Annotated in this window: 10 protein-coding genes and 1 riboswitch; of the genes, 3 read left to right on the top strand and 7 right to left on the bottom strand. The window is 42.6% G+C overall.

Annotated elements, in window-relative coordinates; genetic code table 11:
- Position 1 precedes the first annotated feature (1 nt).
- The 4 genes from thrA to metK form a co-directional block, all read right to left on the bottom strand.
- Positions 2 to 3,388, bottom strand: coding sequence for a bifunctional aspartate kinase/homoserine dehydrogenase I (thrA, locus tag ACO6S0_RS01745; RefSeq protein ID WP_422350326.1), 3,387 nt, complete (start codon positions 3,386 to 3,388; stop codon positions 2 to 4).
- Positions 3,389 to 3,409: 21 nt separating this feature from the next.
- Positions 3,410 to 4,684 carry an O-acetylhomoserine aminocarboxypropyltransferase/cysteine synthase family protein gene (locus ACO6S0_RS01740; protein WP_422350325.1) on the bottom strand — a complete coding sequence of 425 codons (1,275 nt, stop codon included), beginning with the start codon at positions 4,682 to 4,684 and terminating at the stop codon, positions 3,410 to 3,412.
- Between the two features lie 158 nt (positions 4,685 to 4,842).
- Positions 4,843 to 4,976: riboswitch (SAM riboswitch) on the bottom strand.
- Positions 4,977 to 5,075: 99 nt separating this feature from the next.
- Positions 5,076 to 7,010, bottom strand: a complete 1,935-nt coding sequence (locus ACO6S0_RS01735; protein ID WP_422350324.1) for a CocE/NonD family hydrolase — start codon at positions 7,008 to 7,010, stop codon at positions 5,076 to 5,078.
- A 106-nt stretch (positions 7,011 to 7,116) separates the two neighbouring features.
- Positions 7,117 to 8,370 (bottom strand): methionine adenosyltransferase, encoded by a 1,254-nt coding sequence (metK, locus tag ACO6S0_RS01730; protein ID WP_422350323.1) that lies wholly within the window; start codon positions 8,368 to 8,370, stop codon positions 7,117 to 7,119.
- A 327-nt stretch (positions 8,371 to 8,697) separates the two neighbouring features.
- Here metK and ACO6S0_RS01725 point away from each other — a divergent pair, with 327 nt between their 5' ends.
- The 3 genes from ACO6S0_RS01725 to ACO6S0_RS01715 all read left to right on the top strand — a co-directional run bounded on the left by ACO6S0_RS01725 (position 8,698) and on the right by ACO6S0_RS01715 (position 11,594).
- The gene (locus tag ACO6S0_RS01725) at positions 8,698 to 9,312 is read left to right on the top strand and encodes a deoxynucleoside kinase (protein WP_420398754.1); all 615 of its coding nucleotides are present in this window, start codon (positions 8,698 to 8,700) and stop codon (positions 9,310 to 9,312) included.
- 73 nt (positions 9,313 to 9,385) lie between these two features.
- Entirely contained in the window at positions 9,386 to 10,762 is a 1,377-nt protein-coding gene (locus tag ACO6S0_RS01720; RefSeq protein WP_422350322.1) for a TlpA family protein disulfide reductase, read from the top strand.
- Positions 10,763 to 10,889: 127 nt separating this feature from the next.
- A complete protein-coding gene (locus ACO6S0_RS01715; RefSeq protein WP_422350321.1) occupies positions 10,890 to 11,594 on the top strand; it encodes an energy transducer TonB in 705 nt (234 codons plus the stop codon).
- A gap of 99 nt (positions 11,595 to 11,693) precedes the next feature.
- Here the strand turns inward: ACO6S0_RS01715 and ACO6S0_RS01710 are convergent, their stop codons facing one another.
- The 3 genes from ACO6S0_RS01710 to ACO6S0_RS01700 form a co-directional block, all read right to left on the bottom strand.
- Positions 11,694 to 14,069, bottom strand: coding sequence for a sodium-translocating pyrophosphatase (locus ACO6S0_RS01710; RefSeq protein ID WP_422350320.1), 2,376 nt, complete (start codon positions 14,067 to 14,069; stop codon positions 11,694 to 11,696).
- Positions 14,070 to 14,183: 114 nt separating this feature from the next.
- Entirely contained in the window at positions 14,184 to 14,711 is a 528-nt protein-coding gene (locus ACO6S0_RS01705; RefSeq protein ID WP_422350319.1) for an inorganic diphosphatase, read from the bottom strand.
- Positions 14,712 to 14,788: 77 nt separating this feature from the next.
- Positions 14,789 to 17,284 carry a DUF5686 family protein gene (locus tag ACO6S0_RS01700; protein WP_422350318.1) on the bottom strand — a complete coding sequence of 832 codons (2,496 nt, stop codon included), beginning with the start codon at positions 17,282 to 17,284 and terminating at the stop codon, positions 14,789 to 14,791.
- Positions 17,285 to 17,324: the final 40 nt, after the last annotated feature.

Raw genomic sequence — 17,324 nt, 5'->3', positions numbered from 1 at the left:
GCTATATTTTTTCTGCTATTCTAAGTATGTCGCCAAATACGCCTCTGGCCGTAACCGCCGAACCGGCCCCAGCACCCTGAATCACCAAAGGATTCTCACCATAAGACTCCGTATAAATCTCTATAATCGAATCTGAACCACTTACCTGTCCCAATGCACTTTCCTTGGGAACAGAAACCAGTTTTACGTCCAAAATTCCCTTGTCCTTTTGCAGGTCACCATGCAAATCCCCAATATATCGAAGTACATGCCCATCTTCTTGTTCTCCTTTAATGGATTCATAGATGCCATCCATCTTTTCAATTTGGGAAATGAAGCTGTCAAAATCCAATGATCGTAATTCCTCTGGAATAAGATTTTCAACAGAGATATCCGAAAATTCATTTTGAAGATCCAATTCCCTGGCAAGTATCAACAATTTTCTTCCCACATCATTCCCTGACAAGTCCTCCCTGGGGTCTGGTTCTGTAAATCCTTGTGCCATGGCCTCTTTCACTATGGATGAAAATGGAGCTTTCTTTTCGGAAAACGTATTGAAGATATAACTCAACGAGCCTGAAAAAACACCCTTGATCCTGGTAATGTTCTCACCGGAAAGATGGAGCAATTTAATGGTATCTATCAAAGGGAGTCCAGCACCAACATTAGTCTCATACAGATATTGCTTTTGATTCTTTTCCAAGTTCCTTCTTACGGATTTATAGTAATCAAAACCTAGCGTATTGGCAATTTTATTGGAAGACACCAAATCAAAACCACCTTCAATCAAGGCATCATAATGGGAAACAAAAGTCTCGCTGGCCGTATTGTCCACAGCTATCAAGTTTTCCAAATGATGTTCCTTGGCATACGCTATAATATCTTGAACCGTATAGGGCTCACCTTTGGCGTCCAACCGATCCCTCCATTTTGTTGAAACGCCTTTGCTGTTCAACAAGGCTTTTCTAGAATTGGAGACTGAAAAAATTCGTAAATCCAATCCTTTTCGGTTTTCTATACTTTTTTGGGAATCCAAAATCTGGTCAATTAATGTTGCCCCCACATTACCGTGCCCAAAAATGGCCAGATTCACCTTTTTGGCTATACCAAATATCTGACCATGAACTACATTGATGGCCTTGTGCAAATCGGACTTGTTCAACACCAAGCTCACATTCTTACCTGTGACCGTATTGTTAAAAAGCAAGGGCACCACCTGATTCTTAACCAAAGCATTAAAAGGTTTGTGGAAAGTACTTAGGTCCATTCCAACAATGGAGATTACAGAAACATCGTGCACCACAGTAATCTGGTTCACATCTTGGGCGGAATATTCGGTTTCAAACTCCTGATCTAGCACTTTTTTGGCCTTTTGGGCCTTTTTGGCATCAACGACCAGCCCTATCCCCCTTTCGGAAGAACCTTGTGAAATAATCCCAACATTAATATTGTTTTGTCCCAGGGTCTTAAAAATCCGCGCATCTATACCCACTTTTCCCAGCAATCCTCGACCTGTTAGGTTTACCAAGGCCACATCTTCTAAAACGGACAGGGATTTAATTCCGCCATTATCCGTTTTTGGACCAATCAAGGTTCCATTGCTTTCGGCATTGAAAGTGTTTTTTATCCGAAGTGGAATGTTTTTTTCTATCAGCGGAATTATGGTCTTTGCATGCAAGATATTGGCACCAAAATTGGCCAACTCGTTGGCTTCTGCATAAGAAATGGAGTCAATCAACTTGGCTTCTGATACCAAATCCGGGTTGGCGGTAAAAATTCCATCCACATGGGTGTAGTTCACCAGAACCTGTGCATCCAAAAAATTGGCCAAAAGCGCAGCGGAATAGTTGCTCCCATTCCGTCCCAAGGTAGTGGTCTCTCCTTCATGGGTGGACGCAATAAACCCAGTGGTAATCGCAACTGCTCCAGCTTCCAATTCCCTAAAATATCGTATCACATTTTCTTTGGAAACCGCTTCGTCCACCTCAGCATTGTTAAAGGTATCGTCTGTTTTGATCAGGGACCGAGAATCAACGAACTTTGCCTTTACACCCCGTTCCAATAGCAAAGCTGTAACCACCTTCGCCGATATCAGCTCGCCATACGCCAGCAGTTCATCCTTGGTCTTTAGACTATAATCCCCGGTAAGGGAAACTCCTTTCAACAACTTTTCAATAGTTTGGAGTTCCTGTGCTAAATCCGCTTTTGGCAAGGCCGCTTTTTGGTAGGTGGAAAACTCGTTGAACGAAGTTGAAAAATCCTCTCCTCTAGCTGCCATTTTTAGCAGAGCCTCCAGTTGGTCCGTGGCCTTACCCCGGGCAGATAACACTACTCCAAAATGCTCATTTTCTTGGGCTCTTTTGGTTATAATGGACAGTACATTTTCAAGTCCATCCCCATTGGCCAGCGACTTACCTCCAAACTTCAGGATTTTAATTCGCTCCTTAACGGTTTGCTCATGGAAAATTGGTTTTAACAGGTTTTCCAGTTGTTGGAATTCTATTAAAAAGGCATCATGTCCATGGAGCGATTGCACTTCACCATAGGTGACATTGGCATTGGCCTGGGCCAAATGCCTAAAGGTTTCCTTGTTTTCTTCAGCCGTAAAAAACAAATCCGAATTAACCCCAATAATATGAATCCTGGTTTCACTAGCCTGTAATTCTTGAAAGGCTTTGTCACCATCCCTGGTAATATCAATGGTTTTTAGGAGCTGGTTCATCAATTTGTATGCTGAGAGCTGAAAACGCTCCTGAAGCTTCTTGCCATGGTGCATAAGCCAGCTTTCCACATTGAACACCTGAAGTTCTTCGTTGGTACTTCTCTTGAATCGTTCCTTAAAGGATTCTGGGGTCCTGTAACAGAGCATCGCGTGCATACGCGCATCGTGTACAGGTTGCTTGGAATTGACTAAAAATTGCTCTTGGATCTGGCAATTGGCGATCAACCAATCCGTGGATTTCCAATCCGAAGCGACAGGAATAAGATGCTTGGTAATTTTAGGATTTAATGCTGCCATTTCCCAAGCAACCCCTCCTCCCAAAGATCCACCAATGATCGCAAAAAGCTGTTCTACCTTAAGCCTCTCCAAACCTTGCAAAAAGATTCTGGCAATGTCACCTGCCACAAAATCCTTATAGTTGTCAATCACAAAACCATCATATCCGTTTCCAGGAACATTAAAAGCCAGGATGGTGTAGGTTTCCGTATCGATGCACTTGTCCTTCCCAATAATGTCTGACCACCAACCATTTTCGCCCGTAACATTGGAGTTACCCGTTAACGCATGATTGACCAAAACAATGGGAGCGGTGTGCAATTCCCGACCAAAAACCTGATAGGACAATTGCAGGTCCTGGGAGATTCCGCTTAGGGTTGTGTATTTCTTTATGTCTATTTTATGGAGCATTCCAAGAAAATCAGTTGAGAATTATAACGTTGCGAAAGCACTTTCCAAATCAGCCTTTAAATCTTCAAGATTCTCCAAGCCCACGGACAATCGGATTAAATCCTTGGTCACCCCTGTGGATTCCTGTGCGGCTTCATCCAATTGTTGGTGCGTGGTACTGGCCGGGTGAATGATCAAGGATTTGGTATCCCCAATATTCGCCAGTAGCGAGAAAATCTTGGTTTCATCGGCTATTTTTTTGGAGGATTCAAATCCACCTTTAACCCCAAAGGTCAGAATACTGCTCTGTCCTTTTGGCAAATACTCATCCGACAGCCTTTTGTATTTGCTGGATTCCAAGCCAGGATAGTTTACCCAAGTAACCTCATCCTTGGTTTCCAACCATTTGGCCAAGGCCAAAGCATTTTCGCTATGTTTTTTCATACGCACTTCCAAGGTTTCTAGTCCTTGGATAATCTGGAAGGCATTGAACGGACTCAAACATGCCCCGTGATCCCGAAGCCCTTCTATCCTAACCTTGGCAATAAACGCAGCTGGCCCCAGGGCATCATGATATACCAATCCATGGTAACCCGGAGAAGGTTCAGTAAACTCTGGGAATTTTCCATTGGCCCAATCAAAGGTTCCCGCATCAATTATGGCTCCACCCAATGCGGTACCATTTCCGTTGATGTATTTGGTCAAGGAATGGATTACAATATTTGCCCCGTGCTCAATAGGGTTTAGTAGTGCCGGGGATGCCACAGTATTGTCCACAATAAATGGAACTTTCGCGGCCTTGGCTTCTTTTGAAATAGCTTTTAGATCCAATACGTCGAGTTTCGGATTCCCTAAGGACTCCACAAAAAAGGCTCTGGTGTTTTCCTGAACCGCTTTTCCAAAATTGGCAGGGTCTGATGGATCCACAAAGGTTGTGGTGATTCCCAATCTGGGAAGGGTAACGCTAAAAAGATTATAAGTTCCCCCATATAAACTATTGGAGGCCACAATATGATCTCCCGCTTTAAGCAATACCAAAAGAGCGGTATTGATCGCTCCCGTTCCAGAAGAGCAAACCACGGAAGCAATTCCACCTTCCAAGGCCGCCAAACGTTGCTCCAAAATATCGTTGGTAGGGTTGTTTATACGCGTGTAAATATTCCCGAATTCCGCCAGGGAGAACAAATTGGCCGCATGATCCGAATTGTTGAACACATATGCGGTGCTTTGGTAAATGGGAACGGCCCTGGTTCCGCCGTTGGTGGTAACATCATGCCCGGCATGAAGGGCATTGGTTGCAAAGTTTTGATCACTCATGATTTTTTCGTTTTAATTAATACTTTTCCGTTTTAAATTCCATTTAAAAACACAAAAAAGCCAAACCCCTATAGGAAATACGCGTCCTACGGGTAAAATCAAAAAGTTATAAGAAAGAGAAATCGAAGATTTTCGATTGTTGTTATCTATTCCTGTCTCAATTATGGTTTTATCCGGTTTGAGGTCCTGAAACGAGTTCAGGACTAGGATAGAATTTAGCACCTTCTTGGACTAGGGCCAAGGGTTGCTAAGGCTTCATAGGGTCTATTCCCTCCACCTTTCTTGATAACTATTCAATACGTGTTTGAACTTACAAGACAAAGATAACGTCAGAAAAATTTAAAATCCTAATGATTTTGAAAAAATTAGCCCTAAAACCTGTGCATATATCCTACTTCAAAACTGAAAACTCAATTTGTGAGTCGGTAAAAACCGTATGTGTTTGGGTCTTAAAATCGCTTTCTTCTGCCTTAAAGATATTGTCCACATAGGTTTGCGGGTTTAAATCGATTAGAGGAAACCAGGTGCTTTGTACCTGCACTTGAAGCTTATGTCCTTTTTTGATGGTATGGAAAACATCCTGTAATTTGATGTTCACCTCCGTTTTTTGATTGGGCACAAATGGCTCTGGCTTGGAGAAACTGTTTCTGAACCTGCCCCGTAATACCTCACTCCTAACCATTAAATGGTAGTTGGCCAATTTTAGATGGTCTTGCATTTCTTCATTGGTCTCCACATTGGTGGGATGCACATCAATGACCTTGACTATCCAATCAGCGGCGGTTCCCGTTGTGGCCACTTTCAATTTGGCCATGATATCTCCAGCAAGGGTGAGATCTTCTTCCAAAACTTCGGTTTCAAACACCAACACATCCGACCTTCGGGCGGCAAAACGTTGGTCATCCGTCATATACTTTCTTGGTGTGAAAACCGATTTGATGTCTTCAGAATAAGGTACCGGTTTCTTAACGTCACTAATAAATTTAAGTGGGGCGGTACTTTCAGCCACTTGGGTCAATTCTTGGCCTTCCGAAAGAAAAAATGTTTGTTTTTCGGCTTGTTTTGGAGGCCAGGCATCCAAAGTACTCCACTCTTTTTTCCCGGAATCGAACACATAGGCTTCAGGAAGACCGCTGTTTTGGTCACCTTCTCCTTTTAAGAAATGATTGAAAAACTTGGTTTCGATGTTTTTCTGATAAAACAGGGAAATGGAATCGCCGAAATAGTAATTTCCTACTGCATTTCTGGCCTTTTTTCTAGCCCAACCCCCATGATCCCATGGTCCAAATACCATGGTATTGTAGTTTCCAGTATTGTGTTTTTCAATGTTTTTATAGGTTTCCAACGGTCCATAGAGGTCTTCTGCATCAAACCATCCCCCTACAATCATGGTGGCCACATGGGATTTTACATTTTTCAAATGTTGGATAATACCCCTGTTTTGCCAGAGTTCGTCATAGTTTGGATGTTCCTTCAGCTCATTCCAGAAGTAATCATCTGTCACTCCATCTGGCCTCAAGGTTGGGGTATCCACCGTTTCATACTCAAAAAAGGAATTTAGGTTTTTGAGCGGGCCATTGTCCAAAAAGAACTGGTATTGATCTTCCGTCTGAATATCCGGTAAAACATACCAGGCGGTGTCAATGGGTTGGTCGTTATTGGGTCTTGGCGTACCAAAAAGGGAAGTGGCCCTAAAGTAGCTCAATAAATAGGCTCCGTTATGGTGAAAATCATCAAAAAAGAAATCCCCGATACAAGCTTGTGGCGAGGCCGCTTTTAGCGCGGGATGCGCATCCACCGTAGCATAAGTGGCGTAAAACCCTGGGTAGGAAATCCCCCAAACACCTACTTTTCCATTATTATGTTCCACATTGTTCACCAGCCATTCAATGGTGTCATAGGTATCCGAACTTTCATCCACCTGTTCATTGGAAGTCTTGTTGGGTATGTAGGCCCGCATATTTTCATAGTGGCCTTCGCTCAACCATCTTCCGCGGACATCTTGGTAGACTATGATGTTACCCTCCTTCATCAAATGTTCGTTAGGACCAATTTGCGTCCGATAGTTGCCTGCTCCATAAGGTCTGGAACTATAGGGTGTGCGCTGCATCAAAATGGGATATTCTTTTGACGTGTCCTTTGGTGTGTATATGGTAGTGTGCAATTTTACCCCGTCCCGCATTTCAATATCCACCTCTTGCTTGGTATAATGCTCTTGAACAAAATTGACCTCTGCCGCTGTTTCAGTTTTGACTGTTTTTTTACAGCTTGAAATGGTCAACAATAGACCAATAATCACTACCAAAGTCTGGATGGGAAATCTCATGTGGAAAATTTTAGTTGCTAAAGCTACTAAAGTTCAAAGGAGTATGCCAAATAAAAAAGGGAACCAAAAGGTTCCCTTTTCCTGTTTATGATGAACACGGGGGATTTTAAATTCCAAATTCTCTTTTTACATCATCCAGCATGTTCAATTTCTCCCAAGTAAAAAGTTCCACTTCTTTTTCTACACGACCATTGTACGGGGACTCAAACACCTTGGTCAAAGTCTGGGGTTGTTTGCCCATATGGCCATAGGCTGCTGTTTCCAAATAAATGGGGTTTCGCAATTTAAGTCGGTCTTCAATGGCCGAAGGTCGCATGTCGAACAATTTAGCTGTCTTTTCCGCTATTTCCCCATCTGAAAAATCAACGTTGGAAGTGCCGTAGGTATCCACAAAAATGGAGGTAGGCTCCACCACTCCAATGGCATAGCTCACCTGCACCAAAATCTCATCGGCTACTCCAGCAGCAACCAAATTTTTAGCTGCATGTCTGGCGGCGTAGGCAGCACTGCGGTCCACCTTACTTGGGTCTTTACCGCTAAAGGCTCCACCACCATGGGCTCCCTTGCCCCCATAAGTGTCTACAATGATTTTTCGCCCAGTAAGGCCCGCATCTCCATGAGGACCTCCAATCACAAATTTTCCTGTTGGGTTGATATGGTATTTGATGTCATCGTTGAACAAGGCCTGGATATTTCTAGGCAGTAACTCCTTTACTTTGGGAATCAAAATAGCTATGATGTCCTCTTTGATCTTGTTCAACATCTTTTGGTCTGAGTCAAACTCATCATGCTGGGTAGAGACCACAATGGTATCAATCCGTTGCGGAACGTTCTCATCAGAATATTCTATGGTTACCTGAGCCTTGGCATCTGGGCGCAAATACCCAATTTGGGATCCCTCTCGTCTTAACTCGGCCAAAACCTGAAGGATTTTATGGGAAATATCAAGGGCCAAGGGCATATAGTTTTCGGTTTCCTTGGTGGCATAACCAAACATCATTCCTTGATCTCCTGCACCCTGCTCTTCCTTGCTGCCTCTATCAACACCTTGATTGATATCTTGGGACTGTTCATGAATCAACGAAATTACCCCACAGGAATCTCCGCTGAATTGATATTCCCCCTTGGTATATCCAATTTTATTGATTACCTCTCGGGCAATGTTTTGCACATCCAAATAGGTGTTGCTCTTTACCTCACCTGCCAATACCACTTGACCGGTAGTGACCAAAGTTTCGCATGCCACTTTGCTTTCGGGGTCAAAGGCTAGAAAATTATCCAATAAGGCATCACTGATTTGATCCGCAATTTTATCCGGGTGTCCTTCACTTACCGATTCTGAAGTAAACAAATATGCCATAGTCCATTTTTAGTTGGATAGGATTTGACGGAAAAGTATAAAGGAGTTTACAAATCTCTTGTGAGAAGCCCGAAAGCCTGTCCGGGTAAACTGCTTTAGCATTTTTTGCTGCTGAATTTGAATCAGTTTATGAGGTTGCAATCAGTCAAATCTATCCTCATTTTGATGCGCAAAAATACACCTTTGGAAGTAATTTTTAAAACTTTGTTGAAATCATCTTTTAGCCCCATTTATATCTGTTTTTTTTCTTCAACTGGATATACTTTGTATATTGCGCTTAGGGTTTCCCCATAGTACAAACACCAATCTAAAAAACACTACTACCCCATGCACATTGCTGTAGCCGGAAACATTGGCGCTGGAAAGACTACACTAACCAATTTACTAGCAAAACATTACAAATGGGAGGCCCATTTTGAGGACGTGGTGGACAACCCTTATCTGGATGATTTTTACACCCAGATGGAACGGTGGAGTTTTAATCTTCAAATTTACTTTCTGAACAGTCGTTACAGACAGATTCTCAAAATCAGGGAAAGCGGAAAGAACGTGATACAGGATCGGACCATATATGAGGATGCCCATATTTTTGCGCCCAACTTGCATGCCATGGGACTGATGACCAATAGGGACTTTGAAAATTATTCCAGCCTGTTTGAGCTCATGGAAAGTTTGGTGCAGCCCCCGGACCTTCTTATTTATCTAAGAAGCTCCATTCCCAATTTGGTGAACCAAATCCATAAACGGGGTCGGGATTATGAAAACAGCATTTCCATTGACTACCTAAGTCGATTGAACGAACGGTATGAAGCCTGGGTCAATACCTACGAAAAAGGCAAATTGCTGGTTTTTGATGTGGACAACATCAACTTTGTTGATGACCCTGAGGATTTAGGCAAGGTCATTAACCGTATTGATGCGGAACTGCACGGATTGTTCTGATGATGCGCTGCACCAACGTTTCAGATGATCACCATCCCATTTCTGGCATTGGACGGAGCATAAAAGTAAAACCATGAGAAGTACTATTGCCATTCTGCTCGCCATTTTTGTGGCCTCTTGCGCCCAAAAGGAAGATAGAAAAGAATACACCATCGTTTCAGGCAAGCTTTCCAATTCGGACATCGAATCGGTAAGGCTGATTTCAATTAATGGGGATTTCAACAAGGAAATTCCCGTGAGCAATGAAGGTCAATTTTTGGACACTCTTTTTTTAACGGCAGATATGCCGCACAGATTGACTGACGGCATCAACCACATTGTACTTTATCTTGAAAAAGGCTATGCTGTCCATCTTGATTACAACCCCAAGGATTTTGCCCATACCATCCAATTTGAGGGGGAAGGGGCCGACCTGAACCGTTACTATCTCCAAAAACAGGATAAAAACCGGGAAATAGAAGGAACGGATTTTGAAAGTTTTTATGGGCTGGAAGAGTCCCACTTCATCCAAAAAGTAGAGGAATTAAACCTTGCAATCAATGAATTGCTCGCCTCTACAGCGAACATTCCAGAATATGTTCGGGAAAAAGAGAAAAGAGCCATTGACCATTACAGTATAATTCAACTTGCGCAGTATAAGGATTTTGCCCATGCCGATGTTACGGCAAATCCAAATTTCACGGTTTCGGAGAACTTTAAGGACGAAAGATCCAGCATGTCTTTTTTGAACGAGGAAGATTTTAACTATTCAGTATTTTACAATTCCCTGGTACATCTGCATTACAAGGAACAAATACAAAAAGACAGTTTGGTGGACCCCAATGAAGCCTTTTTTCAAGTGGTTGGGGAAATTCCAGTGGAAAATATCAGAAATTCAGTTCTTTATAGAACGGTTTGGGGCAGCATGCCCTACATCCAAAATGTGGATTCCTATTATGAAAAATTCATGTCCATATCCACTAATGAGACCCATAAAAAGGAAATCACGGATGCCTACAACCGGATAAAAAAAATAAAGCCGGGTTCTTACTCCCCCACATTTGAAGCTTATGAGAACCATGCCGGTGGATATTCCTCTTTAGGGGATTTTAAAGGCAAATACGTGTATGTTGATGTTTGGGCATCCTGGTGTGCTCCCTGTATCAAGGAAATTCCAGACTTAAAGGAAGTGGAAAAGAAATACCGAGGTAAAAACATAGAATTTCTAAGTATTTCCGTTGATACCGACCGTAGCTATGACGATTGGAAAAAAATGGTAGTTGACAAAGAGTTGACAGGGGTTCAATTGATAGCAGACAAGGCCTGGGATTCGGAATTTATAAAAGATTACCAAATCAAGGGTATTCCTCGGTATATTTTGATTGATCCAGAGGGCAAAATTGTGAATGCCATGGCTCCAAGCCCTGCTACGGATGAATTGGAGACTACCCTAGAAGCACTAAATCTATAAGTAAGTCCTGTTCCCTCAACAAAAGGGTGCATTCCCTCATTCTTGGCTTTTTAAGGTTGATTTTCAAGCTAGCTTGGTTCTAGTTAATAACTCCCTTTTTCTTTCAAAAGGAAAAAATTTGAAAATTATGGAACCCAAAAAGAATCAAGAATTGGAATTGAAACGAAATAGTCTGCTCTATTTTAGCATTGGATTGGCCGCTGTTCTCCTGCTGACCTATGTTGCTTTGGAATGGAAATCCTATCAGAAATCACCTTACATTGATATTGCCAAAGCGGATGTGCTATCGGAATTGGATGAATTACCCCCAGTAACCATCCAACAGCCGGAACTTCCAAAGCCTAAAATCCAAGCACCGGCAATTATAGAAATTGCTCAGGATGATTTGGACATTCCAGAAACTACCATTGAAGCGAATGAACCCGATCAGGACACGGCAGTGATAGCTATAGATGATGTATCTGTCGTTGAGGAGGAAGAACCTGAAATTGTTCCCTGGAAAACAGTGGAAGAAGCCCCAATGTTCCCAGGCTGTGAAAATGCAGCTGACCAAAGAGAATGTTTTCAAAATATGATCCAGAAACACATCCGTAAAAACTTCCGCTATCCAGAACCTGCCCAAGAAATGGGCTTGCAAGGTCGGGTCAACGTGGTTTTTACCATTCAAAAGGATGGAAGTATTGGCAATGTAAGAATGCGTGGGCCGCATGAAGTATTAAAAACTGAAGCCTCCAGAATAATTTCAAAACTTCCAAAAATGACCCCCGGAAAACAACGGGGAACGCCCGTTAAAGTTCCCTTTTCCATTCCCATAACATTTAGATTGAATTAATAGAGCTTATTAGACGTTCTCGACTGTGCTCGAACTGACAAACCCTAACAAAAAACCACGCCTTTGGCGTGGTTTTTTGTTCATTGTTTGATAAAAGGTTTATCCTTTACTTGCTGTTTTGTAGTCGTCCACCAATTTTTGAACTTCTTCCTTGGTAGCTGCAACAAACTCTTCTACTTCTTCTTTTTGCTCTCCAGCAACCTCATAAGTGGAAGTAACCACAGCTTTAAATTCTCCTTCAGCGGTGTTGCTCATTTCCACCTTGATTTGTTTTTCTACAGGAATGGTTTCCTTGATTCCATCCTCAGTAATGGAAATAGTAGTTCCATCTTCCTTAAGCATGCTCACCTCATCAGAAGACAAGCTAACCAAGCTAGGAGCAATAACCAAGGCCACAACGGACATCAACTTCAACAAGATGTTCAAGGAAGGCCCAGAAGTATCCTTGAATGGATCTCCAACCGTATCACCTACAACCGCAGCTTTATGGGCATCGGAACCTTTGCGTCCTTCACTTTCTATGGTTTTCTTGGCGTTATCCCAAGCACCGCCTGCATTGGATTGGAAAATAGCCATCAACACACCTGCAGTGGTTACACCAGCTAACAAACCACCCAACATGTTGGCACCACCCAAGAATCCAACAGCAACAGGTACAGCGATGGCCAATAGACCTGGCAATACCATTTCCTTAATGGAAGCTGTGGTGGAAATTTCAACACACTTATCGTATTCCGCTACACCATCTGCAGCATCAAATATCTTTCTATCTTCTTCGGAAGCTTTGGAAATATCAGAATCGTATTTCACCATTACTTCCAAAGCAGCTTTCAATTGAGGGATATCCCTAAACTGACGCCTAACTTCCTCTATCATTGCCATAGCAGCTCTACCAACAGCATTCATGGATAGGGCGGAGAAAACGAATGGAAGCATTCCCCCGATCAACAGACCGGCCATAATCTTTGGTTGGGAAACGTCGATGGATTGGATACCTGCAGTTTGCATAAAGGCCGCAAAAAGTGCCAAAGCCGTCAAGGCGGCAGAAGCAATCGCAAATCCTTTACCAATAGCCGCAGTGGTGTTACCTACAGCATCCAACTTATCGGTTCTTTCACGTACTTCACTTGGCAATTCGGCCATTTCGGCAATACCACCGGCATTATCAGAAATTGGTCCATAAGCATCAACCGCCAATTGGATCCCTGTATTGGCCAGCATCCCCACAGCAGCAATAGCAATTCCGTACAATCCAGCAAAGTGGTGAGATACAATGATGGCTGCTGCAATCAAGATAATAGGTATCATAGTAGACATCATTCCAACACCCAATCCTGCAATAATGTTGGTAGCAGAGCCTGTTTCGGACTGACGAACAATGGAGTTAACAGGTTTAGTACCCGTTCCCGTATAATATTCAGTAACCTTTCCTACCAACAAACCGGCAACCAAACCGGAAATTGTGGCCCAGAAAACACCCATAGCTCCAAATGGAAGCCCTTCAATGGATTCTGGAATAAAGGCCTTGATCAAAAAGTAGGAAGCTACCAACATCAAGGCAGCAGAACCAAATTCACCAATGTTCAAAGCGGTTTGTGGGTTACCTCCGTCCTTAACACGAACAAAGAAAGTACCAATGATCGACATCACAATACCAACCGCGGCCAAGGCCAAGGGCAAATAAACGGCACCAAGTCCATCAAAACCGGGCGTAACAATAATGGCTCCCAAAACCATGGTACCAATAATGGATCCTACGTAAGATTCAAAAAGGTCTGCACCCATACCGGCAACATCTCCTACGTTGTCACCAACATTATCCGCAATAGTTGCAGGGTTCAATGGGTGATCTTCGGGAATACCAGCCTCAACTTTACCTACCAAGTCAGCGCCTACGTCAGCAGCTTTGGTATAAATACCACCACCTACACGGGCAAAAAGTGCAATGGAAGAAGCACCCAAAGAGAAACCGGAAAGTACATTGAGTACTTCGCCAAGCGCCCATCCTTGTCCGCTATATACCATGAAAAGGCCACTCAAACCAAGTACGCCCAATCCTACAACACCAAGCCCCATTACAGCACCACCGGCAAAAGCAACCTCTAGTGCTTTCCCCAAAGAAGTTCTTGCAGCATTGGTTGTTCTAACATTGGCTTTTGTGGCAACCTTCATCCCGATAAAACCAGCCAAAGCTGAACAAATGGCCCCTACAATAAAGGATACGGCCACCATGCCATTGGAACCCGCCTCATTACTCCCTTTAAAATAAAGAAGTACGGCAACGGTGACCACGAATATGCTGAGTATTTTGTATTCTGCCTTTAAAAATGACATTGCCCCATCGGCTATATTTTTGGCGATCCTCGCCATTTTATCATCTCCTACTTCTTGTTTTGAGACCCATACGTTTTTAATCAATACGTACAACAAGCCCAAAACACCGAATGCGGGCAGAAATTTTACGATTAGTTCCATAATTATGTAGTTATTTATGAGTTTTTAAGTGGCAGCAAAAGTAGTAAAATACAGACTAATAAAAAAAATGCGCCATTGACGGTCAATAGCGCATAAATCTTGTCCAAATTTTATCTAAATGGTAAAGGTGCGTTTCTTTTTATGTTCGCTTTCCTCGTAACGTTTCACGCATTGGTGATAGATTTCAACGGCTTCCTTGGCATCTCCCCATCCGCCTGTGTCCACCTTCTTTTCCTCAAGGTCTTTATATACGGCAAAAAAGTGCTCAATTTCCTGTTGGCGGTGAGGGTTTATATCTGTGATGTTGTTCTTTTTGTTCCAAACGGGGTCATTTACCGGAACACAGATAATTTTTTCATCCGGACCTTTTTCATCGGTCATATGGAAAACCCCAATAGGTTTAACTTCCATTACTACCATGGGATAGGTAGGTTCGGTTCCCAATACCAGAATATCCAAGGGGTCTTTGTCCAAAGCCAAGGTTTCAGGAACAAATCCATAATCACCAGGATACATCATGGATGAGAAAAGGGTTCTATCAAATCGGATTTTATGGAGGGCAAAATCGTATTCGTATTTGTTACGACTTCCTTTTGGGATTTCTATCAGTACATCAAAGGTAACTTCTGCGTTTTTCGCCATGAACGTGTTATTTAATTTTTTGCAAAAATAGCCACAAACCCAAGATTTGCGTCAACAAATCGCACTGATTATGTTGATTAAAAGTTAAATCCGAAGGTTCCGGTAACCCCAAAGCGCCGTGCATCCGGATTATCGAGGTAATTGCCACGGAAATTGAAATCAATCCTGAAGATTTTAAAGATATTTCCAATCCCAAAGGAGTATTCCCAATAAATCTGATCTTCAGGTGCCATTAAAGGAATATTGGCCGGTGCACTCAAGGCCCGGTTTTCGTCTGAAAGTTGTCCCCAAGCTCCTCGTAACCCAACAATTTCACGAAGATTCCAATTTCTAAGTACTGGTATTCTTGAGAACAAACGCCCATTAAAGTTATGCTCCAGATGAAGCGTGGCATAGGTATCCGTCACGAATTCATAAAAATCGAGGTTAGGAAAGGTATTGTACAAAGAAAACAAGGTCTGGTTGCCCGGTACTACACTGAGCAAGCTTAAAGGCACCTCCCCAAATGTTTTCCCTAGTTCCACACTACTGGTCAACCTTCCAAAACCCCCTATTTGCCAAGGTTGGCGGTAGGAGAATTGAATCCGTTCGTAATCGAAATCACTTTCCAAAAATCCACTAATACCTTTGGTATAGTTGAGAAGAATGGTACTGTAATCATCGTTCACCGAAACAGGCTCCACCCCATATCCAATGATCCGTCTTCCCGGGGTATAGATCAAGGTGGTGTTGATATCAAATTGTTTGACTTCTGATGAAACTCCTCCAGGAGCTTCAGGATCTATATAATCCAAGTTAAAATCATCTGGCAAAGCAGAGTTTAGGGTACGCATGGAACTCCCAAACCGAACCCTAAAGTTCTTCGCGGGCTCCAGTTCCACATTGACCGTGGCGAGGTCAATATTGGTCAATCTATTATTGTTCCCAACGGTGACCAGGGAGGACGAGGCTATACTTCTGCCCAAAACATCGTTGGTACTGGTTAGGCTCAATCCCAACTGTTCTATATCCCTACGATGACCACCGGACAAAATCAATCGTGACTTTCTATCCAACAAAAACTTGGCGGAAAGTCCATGTTTGAACTTCTTATCCGTAAAGCCATAGGCCATATAACCTTCCAACCGCCAGGTATCATTTTGGCCAAAATAAGTCCGTGCACCAGCCCTTAATCGGGTTCCCTCTGCGTCATTGAACCCGAAAGTGCTATAAATGTCGCCGATATCAATATTCCATTTGTCAATCTCCACATAGCCAGAACCGAGAATACTGACTATGTCATAATAAGTACGGAATTTGGGCACAGTCTTTAGGGTATCCAAAAGCTTAAAAATCCCTGATTCGTCCTCATTCAGCGTCTCCAAACGGGCATTGCTCCAAAAAGTGCTATCCCTTGCAAATACCCTAGGGTCATACGGGTCTGAAACAGCCTTATAAAAGTCCTCAGGTCTAGGGGTATCAAACTGGTAATTATCATAAACGGATGTCCGCTTTCCATAAATTCCCCGGGATTTCTCCTTTTTGGAAAAACTGAAATCGCTCAACATATAATCCCGTTTCAGCAGAAAAACAGAATCGTTGACCACATCAAATTCCTGTTCAATATAAATTTCCTTGACCCAGTTGATATTGGCACTCTTGGTGACCTGAAGGTTTATTTTTTTGATGGCATATGTGGTATCCGCAACCCAAAAATCGCCTTTAAAGGTCAACTCGTTCTTTCGTCTTGGGTAATAAATAATGTTATAACACCACTTGTCATCAATATAGGTGCTGTCCGACAACACATAATTATAGGTATCCACACCAGTTTTTGAGAGCGGGCTTGTAAAACTCTTATCGAAAAACTTCAGATAGTTCTCGTATACATCATAATCGGAGTACAGGTCTTCCACAAAAGCGGTAATGGATTGATGCCCATCAAAACCAGAGCTTTTATTCCCCAGCACATCCTCTTTTTCTTCACCTAAAAGGTTATCGCCATAAACTTTGGAAAAGGTTTCGTTTAGGAACATGGGAAGATAGGTTTTCCCTGTAACCCGAGAGGTATCCAGGTTTTCGAACATAAATTCCAATCCCTTAAAGAGCTTACTTTTAATCAGGGCACTGTCGATCGTGTTTAGGTCAAACTCTACTTTCTCGTACTTATCATATTGGTATTGCTTGAACTTGCGCACTCCATTTTCCCGTTTCTTGGCCCATATTTTCTTTAGGATATCAATGGCGGGATTGTTTTTTTTTGATTGCTTGCCTGTATATACAATAACTTCCTTTAATTGCTCGGTGGATTCCTCCAATACCACCTCCATGTCGTAGTTGACCCTTTGGGCCAGTTCAATCACCATAGATTCATAGCCAATGAAAGATACTTCCACCGACGAATACGTGTTATCCGATTCCAGATAAAAACGACCATTGTCATTGGTAATGGTCCCCTCTGTAGAATTGGGAAACACAATATTGGCAAAGGCTATGGGTGAACCATCAGCATCCACCACAATACCACTGACTTTGGTTTGTGAGAAAAGGGAATAAAAGGATAAAAGAAAAATAGGGACAAGGAATCTTCTCATGTTCTGATAAATAGGCACTCCACACCGAGATGGTTTTTCA

The sequence above is a fragment of the Flagellimonas sp. genome (assembly GCF_965233845.1).
In the GTDB taxonomy this organism is placed as follows: domain Bacteria; phylum Bacteroidota; class Bacteroidia; order Flavobacteriales; family Flavobacteriaceae; genus Flagellimonas.
The sequence above is the reverse complement of the archived record's forward strand: the minus strand, read 5'-3'. Positions and strand labels throughout refer to the sequence as shown.

Excerpts from the sequence above, each read along its gene's own strand:
- metK (WP_422350323.1), bottom strand. The coding sequence starts at position 8,370 with ATGGCATATTTGTTTACTTCAGAATCGGTAAGTGAAGGACACCCGGAT.
- ACO6S0_RS01710 (WP_422350320.1), bottom strand. The coding sequence starts at position 14,069 with ATGGAACTAATCGTAAAATTTCTGCCCGCATTCGGTGTTTTGGGCTTG.
- ACO6S0_RS01725 (WP_420398754.1), top strand. The coding sequence starts at position 8,698 with ATGCACATTGCTGTAGCCGGAAACATTGGCGCTGGAAAGACTACACTA.
- ACO6S0_RS01720 (WP_422350322.1), top strand. The coding sequence starts at position 9,386 with ATGAGAAGTACTATTGCCATTCTGCTCGCCATTTTTGTGGCCTCTTGC.
- ACO6S0_RS01705 (WP_422350319.1), bottom strand. The coding sequence starts at position 14,711 with ATGGCGAAAAACGCAGAAGTTACCTTTGATGTACTGATAGAAATCCCA.
- ACO6S0_RS01735 (WP_422350324.1), bottom strand. The coding sequence starts at position 7,010 with ATGAGATTTCCCATCCAGACTTTGGTAGTGATTATTGGTCTATTGTTG.
- ACO6S0_RS01700 (WP_422350318.1), bottom strand. The coding sequence starts at position 17,284 with ATGAGAAGATTCCTTGTCCCTATTTTTCTTTTATCCTTTTATTCCCTT.
- ACO6S0_RS01740 (WP_422350325.1), bottom strand. The coding sequence starts at position 4,684 with ATGAGTGATCAAAACTTTGCAACCAATGCCCTTCATGCCGGGCATGAT.
- thrA (WP_422350326.1), bottom strand. The coding sequence starts at position 3,388 with ATGCTCCATAAAATAGACATAAAGAAATACACAACCCTAAGCGGAATC.
- ACO6S0_RS01715 (WP_422350321.1), top strand. The coding sequence starts at position 10,890 with ATGGAACCCAAAAAGAATCAAGAATTGGAATTGAAACGAAATAGTCTG.